Source organism: Microcoleus sp. Pol7_B2 (genome assembly GCF_036701035.1).
Taxonomy (GTDB): Bacteria; Cyanobacteriota; Cyanobacteriia; order Cyanobacteriales; family Microcoleaceae; genus Microcoleus.
The window spans coordinates 22926-32116 of the sequence record NZ_JAUBQB010000034.1; the positions used below are offsets into that span (position 1 = coordinate 22926).

General features: G+C 45.9%; 5 protein-coding genes. All 5 read right to left on the bottom strand.

The features are described from left to right. Window positions 1-3 precede the first annotated feature (3 nt). On the bottom strand, window positions 4-1008 hold the full coding sequence (locus tag QUA57_RS14755; RefSeq protein WP_333061975.1) for a BMP family protein: 1005 nt from the start codon (window positions 1006-1008) through the stop codon (window positions 4-6). A gap of 207 nt (window positions 1009-1215) precedes the next feature. Next, window positions 1216-3390, bottom strand: a complete 2175-nt coding sequence (locus QUA57_RS14760; RefSeq protein ID WP_333061973.1) for a glutamine synthetase III — start codon at window positions 3388-3390, stop codon at window positions 1216-1218. Window positions 3391-4208: 818 nt separating this feature from the next. Next, window positions 4209-5459 (bottom strand): alpha/beta hydrolase, encoded by a 1251-nt coding sequence (locus QUA57_RS14765; protein ID WP_333061969.1) that lies wholly within the window; start codon window positions 5457-5459, stop codon window positions 4209-4211. Window positions 5460-5982: 523 nt separating this feature from the next. After that, a complete protein-coding gene (locus tag QUA57_RS14770) occupies window positions 5983-7788 on the bottom strand; it encodes a serine hydrolase (RefSeq protein ID WP_333061967.1) in 1806 nt (601 codons plus the stop codon). Next, the coding region (locus tag QUA57_RS14775; protein ID WP_333061965.1) for a calcium-binding protein at window positions 7785-9191 on the bottom strand (1407 nt) is incomplete at its 5' end. The genes QUA57_RS14770 and QUA57_RS14775, both read right to left, overlap by 4 nt.

The window sequence follows — 9191 nt, forward strand, 5'->3', positions numbered from 1 at the left end:
GGACTAAGGAGAAACATCGATTTTGCCAGTCGTCACAGCTTCTCGGATCATCTTGAAAGTATCCTCTTCCTGAGACGTGAGACTACCACGGAAAGGGGCAAAGTCGTAGATTTTTTCCTTGAGCCCAAACTTGTAAAGTTTTCCTTCCCAGCGACCTTGCTGGGTTAACACTGCCACATTTAGCACCAGATTGGGGATGTCCTGTAGAACGCTAGTTAGGACTTTGCCGGGAGCCACTTCGTACTGATCCTTTGTCCTACCAATTACCAAGACTCCTGGCTTTTGCGAAACGGCTTTTAGCGCGGCTAACCCTGCCTCACCCGCGTTGAATGCCAAAACATCTACTCCAGAAGCAACCATATCCGTTGCCACTTTGGTGGATTTTTCCGTATCAACCCAAGAGTTGAGAAAAGCCGTCGAGGCTTGAACAGAGGGATTCGTTGCCTTCACTCCCCGCCTAAACAAGGCTTCTTCTTCTTTGTAAACCGGATAAGGTTCACCCACAATATAGCCAACTTTATTGCTTTTGGTCTTCATGGCAGCCAAAGCGCCTGCGAGGTACCCCACCTCACCCGATCGAAAGGCAACAGCCCCCAAATTTCTGTTATTCCCTGGATGCGTTGTAATTAGGGCAAATTTCGTTCGCGGAAATTCTTTAGCGACCTTTTCGGAAGCTTTGGAATAGGCACCACTGGCTGCAATTACCAGGTCATAGCCTGACTGGGCATATTTGCGTATGGTAGGTTCACTATTTTCACCGTCCATACTGTCAGTAATGTCTACCTCAGCATTAAATTTATTTTTGATTAGATTCAATCCTTCAAAGCAAGCTTGATCCCAACTTTGGTTATCTTTGGCGCCTGTGGTGAGCATTGCCACTCTAAAGCTGCTAGAGGTAGTTGGTTCAGGGGAAGAGTCTACGTTCGGAGTCGATCGACTGCAACCGATCGCAAAAACCAGAGCTAGAGCCGCCAGAGTCATTTGTTTAAAGAAAGATTGAATTCGCATAAGAGCTTTTCGCAGCAAGGTTAATTTTTTGACCCCTAAAAATTATTTAAAGGGTATCTCAACAATCTTCAGAACTCTTACTCTCGCTCGCATTTAATGACTCTGACAGCTTCAGCGTAACACTCATTTAAGCTCAACAACAAGTAAGGACACGGCACTGCCGTGTCCTTACTACTCTAACCTCCAATTAACCGAATTTGTTTGCTATTACTTAACAAACAGCATTTCTTGATAAGTAGGCAGAGGCCACAAATCATCAGCCACTTCACCTTCCAGAGCATCCGCATACTTGCGAACCTCATCCATCAAAGGACGAATTGTTTGCGAAGCATACTGCATATGGTCTTCTGTCGAAGCAAAATCGTGCTTGCTCAAAGCAGCACTCAATTTGCTCGCAGTATCCATCATGGACTTAACGAGCACTGCTACTTTTTCGGCACTTTCCTTTTCCAGTTCAATTCCAATCTCTTTCAATTTAGAAATCGTGCCAGAAACTTCAGCTAAATACCTCAAAGCTGCGGGGTAAATAATGGTTTTTGCCATGCTTATTACCAGTTTTGCTTCGACTTCAATTGCCAGTAAATACTGCTCAGCATAAACATCGTAACGGCTTTCCAATTCAACTGGAGTCAGAACACCTGTCTTTTCAAACAAGTCTTCAATGTATCCTTCCTTCAACACGGGCAAAGCATCTGCCGTAGTCCGCAAGTTAGCTAAACCCCGTTCCTCAACAGCCATTTTGTGCCATTCTTCCGAATAGCCGTTGCCGCCAAATACAACCGCACCGTGTTCGTCCATCACTTCTTTGAGAAGTGTTTGGATGGCAGCATTCAGTTCAGTTCCGTTAGCCAAATCGCTTTCTAATTTGTTAGCAATCCAGTCCAAAGAATCTGCAAGAATTGTATTCATCGCCACCAGCGGCCCGGAAACAGACTGACCGGAACCTACTGCACGGAATTCAAATCGGTTTCCAGTAAAGGCAAAGGGCGAAGTCCGGTTTCTGTCCCCAGCATCCTTCATGAAAGTAGGCAGTGTTTCTACACCTAAGTTCATAATTCCCCGACCTTTAGAGTCCTTAACTTCTCCCCGGCTAATTTGCCCGAAGATATCTTCTAATTGCGAACCCAAATAGACAGAGATAATTGCTGGTGGAGCCTCATTTGCACCCAATCTGTGGTCGTTGCTGGCAGTAGCAACTACGGCGCGCAATAGCGGGCCGTATTTGTGAACTCCGCGAATCACAGCGCCGCAGAAAACTAGAAATTGTATGTTCGAGTGCGGTGTATCGCCGGGGTCTAATAAGTTCCCTTGGGTGGCATTGCCGACCGACCAGTTGACGTGTTTGCCGGAACCGTTAATGCCCGCGAAAGGCTTCTCGTGCAGCAAACACATAAAACCGTGTTTCTTCGCAGTGTTGCGGAGAATTGTCATGGTTAATTGTTGGTGGTCGCTGGCGACGTTTGCTGCTTCAAAAACTGGTGCAATTTCAAACTGACCGGGAGCTACTTCGTTGTGGCGGGTTTTGGCAGGAATTCCGAGCCGATACATTTTTTCTTCTACTTCCTGCATGAAGACTTGAACGCGCTCTGGAATCGCTCCAAAATAGTGGTCGTCAAATTGCTGACCTTTTGCAGGAGGTTTGCCGAAAAGGGTGCGACCTGCTAGCAGTAAATCGGGGCGGCTGTTGGTGAAATTGGCATCTACCAGGAAGTATTCTTGTTCGGAACCGCAACTGGAATTTACCGGAGCAATTTCGGTATTTCCTAATAGCTTTAACACTCGGGTTGCTGCTTTGTTCATTGCGGCAATGGAACGCAAAAGCGGCGTTTTCTTGTCTAAGGCTTCACCTGTCCAGGAGATGAAAACAGTAGGGATGCACAATGTCATGCCGTTGTCTGTTTCCATGACATAAGCCGGGCTGGTGACATCCCAGGCTGTGTATCCGCGAGCGGCTGCAGTGGAACGGATGCCGCCGTTGGGGAATGAGGAGCCATCGGGTTCGCCTTGTACCAGAACTTTGCCGGCAAATTCTGAGATGACGGAGCCATCGCTTTGCACTGAGATGAAAGCATCGTGCTTTTCGGCGGTGCTGTTGGTTAGCGGGTAAAATACGTGGGCGTAATACAGGGCTCCTTTGGAAATAGCCCAATCTTTCATTGCTGCTGCAACTACATCAGCTACGGAATCATCTAGTTTTTGGCCAGTTTGAATGGTGTTTTTAACTGATTTGAAAATGCTTTTGGGCAGACTTTCTTGCATCTTGCTCAGACTAAAAACGTCTGTTGCCCACATATCTTCTAACCGCTTGGGAGGCTGGGCAGGCATCTGTTTGCGGTTGACGATTTGAGAAATTGCTTGAACGCGCGATTGGTTTCCACTCATGGTTATTTTTATTGGGATTGCAGGACGAGTTGTTGAGAAAAAATAGATGTTAGCAAAAGTCTAACGATTGACGAATATGTTGGATTTACCCAACCTTTTTAGTCAAAGCTAACTTTTGGGAGAATGCCTTTTTGGCAGACTCTAAAAGATTGGAGGAGGGAGGCGCAATGACTTCGCCGTCCATCGGGTGTGACAATCCAGTGTGAGATGCGGTTGGATTGCGGTTATTAGCAAGAAGATAGATGGCAAGAGCCTGTACAAACTTGAGTCAACATTATAGATGTCTGCACTGCACAAATTTAGTAACTAATCTTCACCCTGGTCAGCTCAAAAATTTTGTGCGAATCAATTCCGATGAATTCAGGTCAAAACTACTTATGGTTTTTAACGGTTCGACGATCGATAAATCGCAGTCCAGCAAACAACGCACTCGTTTAGGGGTTTTGGAGAATTATGGAGAGTACACAATCTACACTTGGAGAGTTTAAACAATCATTAACCAAATAAATGTATTCTAGGCTACAGAAATTTAGTTTTTTTTCCGAAGGGTCGATCGCACCGATCGCACACAACCGCAGGATTTCAGTGTAACAGGGCATGGGGCATGGGGCATGGGGCATGGGGCATAGGGCATAGGGCATTGGCCCGCGCAGGGCATACGTCACCACGCTTGAGAACCGCTATATAAGAAATAAAGTCTGGCAACCCTTCTAAAATTTGGTGCAACAATTTGCCGTAGAAATCTTTACGAGATTTGGGAACTTATTAAACTGTTATAGCCGCAGTTTAATGAGCATAAATGAGTAAGTTGATAGTTTTTAGTTAAGTGGTTGGTAATCCGAAGACTTCAGAACATGAGCCAAAAAGCGTTCTGTGTAGTACAAAGCTAATTGATTGCTCGGCCCATTAAAAACTGCATCAAAGGCGTGTTCTGCCCAAGGAATTTCGAGCAAAATAGCCCGATCGCCCGTGGCTCGCAATCGTTCGTAGAGCGATCGACCAAACTTGGGCTGAACGATATGGTCGCGACCTGCATAAACCAGTAGAGAAGGGGGAAGATTCGGTTTAATATAATTTATGGGAGAAGCCCGACGGTAAAGCTCGTTGAGTTCGTCTGGGGTTCCTCCCAAAAAGGCACGCAAGACGGCTCGAACATTTATGGCATCAGGAAAAGGTGGGTCATTGTATCCCCGTATCAGGTCATTTGGCCCGTAATAGTTGACCACGGCTCGAACTGGAAGCACACTAGAATTATAAGCAGTTAGCATTGCTAAATGGGCACCTGCAGACCTTCCCATAAGAGCCATTCGATCGAGATCGATTTCCCAATCACCAGCATGAGTTTTGATATAGGAAAGAGCGGCTTGTACGTCCTCAATTTGAGCAGGAAACCGATACTTGGGAGCGTGGCGGTAATCAACTGCAACCACACAATAGCCTTGGGCGGCCATATAGCGGCTGAATTCCTCATTGGAATCGGCATTGCCTCTCTGCCAAGCTCCCCCGTAGAGCGTGATAATCGCCGGATATTTGCCAATTTGCATCGGCCGATAAAGGTTTAGTTGCAGTGGAACTCCGTCAGGGTTGGCAAATCCAATAGCCCGATCGATCCTCACCTTCCTAATGGGAATTCCTCGGAACGCATCTGCTAGGATAAACGGTTGAGGGCGTAGCTGGGCGCGATCGGCTTGAGGAACGGCTGCTAAATAGTTTTCCCCTAGAACAGCTTGCATTTGGGTAGCTATGGCTGCATTGGCTGTTGGGAACTGAATCAGGGGTAGCAGGCCCAGGATGAGGGCGAACAGGTTACAAATTGACAAAATAATGTAGACTTTGCCTTGATGCCGTCTGAGCAGGTTCAGCAGAAGGGCGATCGTATTGATACCGACCAACCAAGGACTGATTTCGGGTGCTCCCACCGCCAAAGGGTACAGGAACATCGTGGGTGCTGGTAGGATGACCCAGAGACTGAGAAATAGTGCGATCGCACTCAGGAACCAAGAAATAAAGGGCGAGACTAAGAATGCTGCCAATAAGGGTAACTTTTTGCGGTTCTTCTTGTGGAGCATCGGATTTTCGCAGCCTAATTTTTAATCAGTTTAAACTAATACCATCGCCCTAAAATATGCTATAATGACACTGATAGTTTAACAAATATTTCCTAAAAGTATATTCCCCAAAAAGCATTGATTTAACACCTAAGTAGTTAAAAATAATTTAATCACCTTGCGCCACAAACAGGATATTTCTTTGGGGAAATAGTTCTTACATCACTATTGCATAAATTTTGATAATTGGCAACACATTTTAGATTCAAGCATTAGGAATGACTTGTGACTTTCCGGGTTGGAATTTTTTATAAAATTGCATTTTTTTTACTGCTAAGCTAACACGCATCTAAATTTGATAGTCAACTTTGATGAAATTATTGTGGTGTCTCCCGCCCTTTAAACAATACACTTTAGATACCTACAGCTTATCAGCAGCGCTAATTCGGTTGAATTAGGTGAAGCAACTTATACTCTGCGTCAAGAGCATTTTTAGCTCTAAAAAGGAATACTATAAACTGCCCAACTTACAGTGCTATAACTTTTATTTTTCAACTGCACGAGGTGCAACCATATTCCAATTCACTTGAGAAACACCGTACATAATAAAATTATCCAAAACTCCGTAAGCATCCCCACAATTGTAACCTTTAGCATCAACACATTTCTTGTCCGCCCTTTGATTCACAGCCACAAAAATATCAACTCCCTCCGGCAACACACCCGCATACATCTTTAAATTAGCAAAATCATCAAGGATGCGACCTTTATCATCCAGCGGCGGCAATTTCCACTCTTTCGGATTATTATTGCCCCCTAACTGGATTGCCCAAGCATAAGTACCGTCTAGCGCTCCGTTGTGGGCAGTATATCGATTCCAAACCTGATTTCGCTTTTCTCCGATGCGCGGGTTATTCTCATAACCGCCCACCCAGTATTCTGACATAAATTTAAGAAAAACTTCAGCTTCCGCAGCAAGCGAACCAGTACCAGGACTCAAATCAGTGTTTCTGCTGCTAAACGGAACTTGGCTTAAATTCCAAGACCAATTTATTTTCCCCGGCTTCGGATTTAGCCAATTAGAAAAATCGCAGAAGCTACCCTTCCAGATGCAGTGCGGCCGCTTCACATCCCATCCCTGCCAATAGTAAGTCTTCCCGTTCCAATCGCGTTTGTCTGGCTCGCGATCGCCAAGATTTTCTACTTCTTGGGTCATAAAAATTCCCCGGTCAGCCGCAGTAGAAATTCCTAAGTCAGTTTTGAAGAAAACCTCCAAAGCAGAACCTTGATGAGTTGCTGGTTTAGCCATTTTAGCAGCATATCTGCCGGAAGCAACAAGCTGCTCCAAAATAATTGTAGGAAATGCCGGACTGGTATTGGAATAGTGATATTGACCGAGAGGATACTGAAGGCATCGCCCAGCCAAAACCTGCATAGTTTCTGCTAAAGTAGGACTTGGCAAAAAATAGCCCGCGCCAGGAGAAATGCCGAGTTGATTTTTAGCAGAACTGATAGGTTTGTAGCCCCACTCATTGACAAGTAACTGTTCTTGTGATTGAAAATTTGCTGGAGTTTTTAGATTGCGAAGCACAGGCAAATTTGCGGTGATATCTTCACCATATCTGGGCGCGCTGCGCTGAAGTCCCGATCTGTGCGACAAAAAATGCCCGAGGGTGACGTTTTGCCACTGTTTGTCTGCAAATCCTGAGTTAAGATTGGCACACTTGCTGTCTTTCACGGGAACGGGAAATTTGACTTTTCCCGAAAATACGGCGTGCAAGTTTTCAGGGATAATCGCTACTGGATATTGTTTGTTCAAACCGGGAATTAGCGGCGGATAATGCTCTGGATCGAACAATTTCATCCCTTCAATTTGGTCGTCAGTCAGTTCTAAACCGGCCCGATCGCGCGCCGTCTGTTTAAGCGCCCAGCGTACCATTGCAAAGGTAACAGGCTTGCTGATACTGCCCATACGCATGGGGGTATCTGCGGGTACGATCGCCGCCAGAGGAGCCTGCATATCGTCGCCACAAGCCGGATTCCAGTTATTAGTAGGTCTGCCTTTCATGCGGCCGAAACCCCAAACACCGACGGGTTTACCTTTAACAGAAACACCCAGTACGGCCGAACCGACGCAGCGGTGGCGCATGAATTCTGTCAGGGATTGCAAAATCGGCTGGAGTTGCGCGTCACCGCTACCACTAATGGGGATGTTTTCTTGCGCTAAAGCTGTGTTGTTGTTGGACTCGTAAAGCTTTCCCAAGCCTCCTAAGAGGATAGCCGAAATTAAGGTCAAAATTGTGTAGAAAAGTTTGTTAATTCTTTGGCGATTGCCCCCAATATTCATCATAAAAAACTCCTGTTTAAAAATGTATGTGGGTTCAACTCGGTCAGCTCGATTTGAGTAACAGATACGTTATTGAGAGTGGCTATAATTTCACCTGTTGCTGTCAAACGGATTAAGGTGTCGCTGTTGGCTTGACTAATTGACAGTTGAGAGGCAGTCAAACCTCTAGTAAGGGCGATCGCATCTTTTCCCGGTTCAAAATCTAGAATGATATCCATCCCTGAATCTGCCCTAAGCAGAAAACGATCGTTCCCACTTCCTCCTATTAAATAATCATCTCCCAAATCGCCGCTTAAAAAGTCGTCTCCCGCTCCCCCAAATATGGTATCATTGTCTTTTCCTCCCCAAATCGTATCATTTCCTTCACAGCCATCAAGTAGGTCGTTATTTTCATCACCCTGCAAGTAATCGTTGCCACTGCCACCACAGGCAGTATCGTCACCTAAATTTCCCAACAGAGTATCGTTGCCTTCACTGCCTAAAATTAAATCTCTATCCTTACCTCCCAATAATAAATCGTTTCCTTTGCCCCCATCTACAAAATCCGAGTCTTCGTTGCCGTGAATGAAGTCGCTATCTTCTCCGCCATTGAGCGAATCTTCTCCTCGATTTCCAAATAATCTATCTCTTCCTTCATTACCAAGAATAATGTCTTGATTCTTGCCACCGAAAAGCAAGTCATCTTCCGTTCCACCCGAGATAAAGTCGTTGCCTTCGTTACCGTTTAAAAAGTCATTTCCTTCGCCGCCAAACAGGTTATCGTTACCTTCTTTTGCCTGGAAATAATCCTCGCTGCTGCTGCCGTCGAATGTCTCATTGCTAGCAGTACCTGTGAGGGGTAGATCGATCGTACTATTCACAACTACCTTTTCTACAGGATTCGGTTGGTTGAGATTTGGGAGGGATAGAGAGTTACAAGGGCAATCTTCTGTCGGAATTTCTGTCGGTGTCGGAGTTGCTGTGGGAATCTCTGCAGGAATTTCTGTGGGAACTTCTGCGGGAATTGCCGTTGGTGTTGGCGTTTCTGTCGGAATTGGTGTCGGAGTTGGTGTTGGCGTTTCTGTCGGAATTTGTGTTTCTGCGGGAATTGGTGTCGGAATTGGAGTCGGAATTGGTGTTGGCGTTTCTGCCGGAATTTCTGTCGGTGTCGGAGTTGGTGTTGGCGTTTCTGCCGGAATTTCTGTCGGTGTCGGAGTTTCTGGGGGAATTTCTGGGGGAATTTCTGGGGGAATTTCTGTCGGAGTTGGTGTTGGCGTTTCTGTGGGAGTTGGTGTTGGTGTTGGTGTCGGAGTTTCTGTGGGAGTTGGTATTGGTGTCGGCGTTGGTGTCGGAGTTGGTGTTGGTGTTGGTGTCGGAGTTTCTGTGGGAGTTGGTATTGGTGTCGGCGTTGGTGTCGGAGTTGGTGT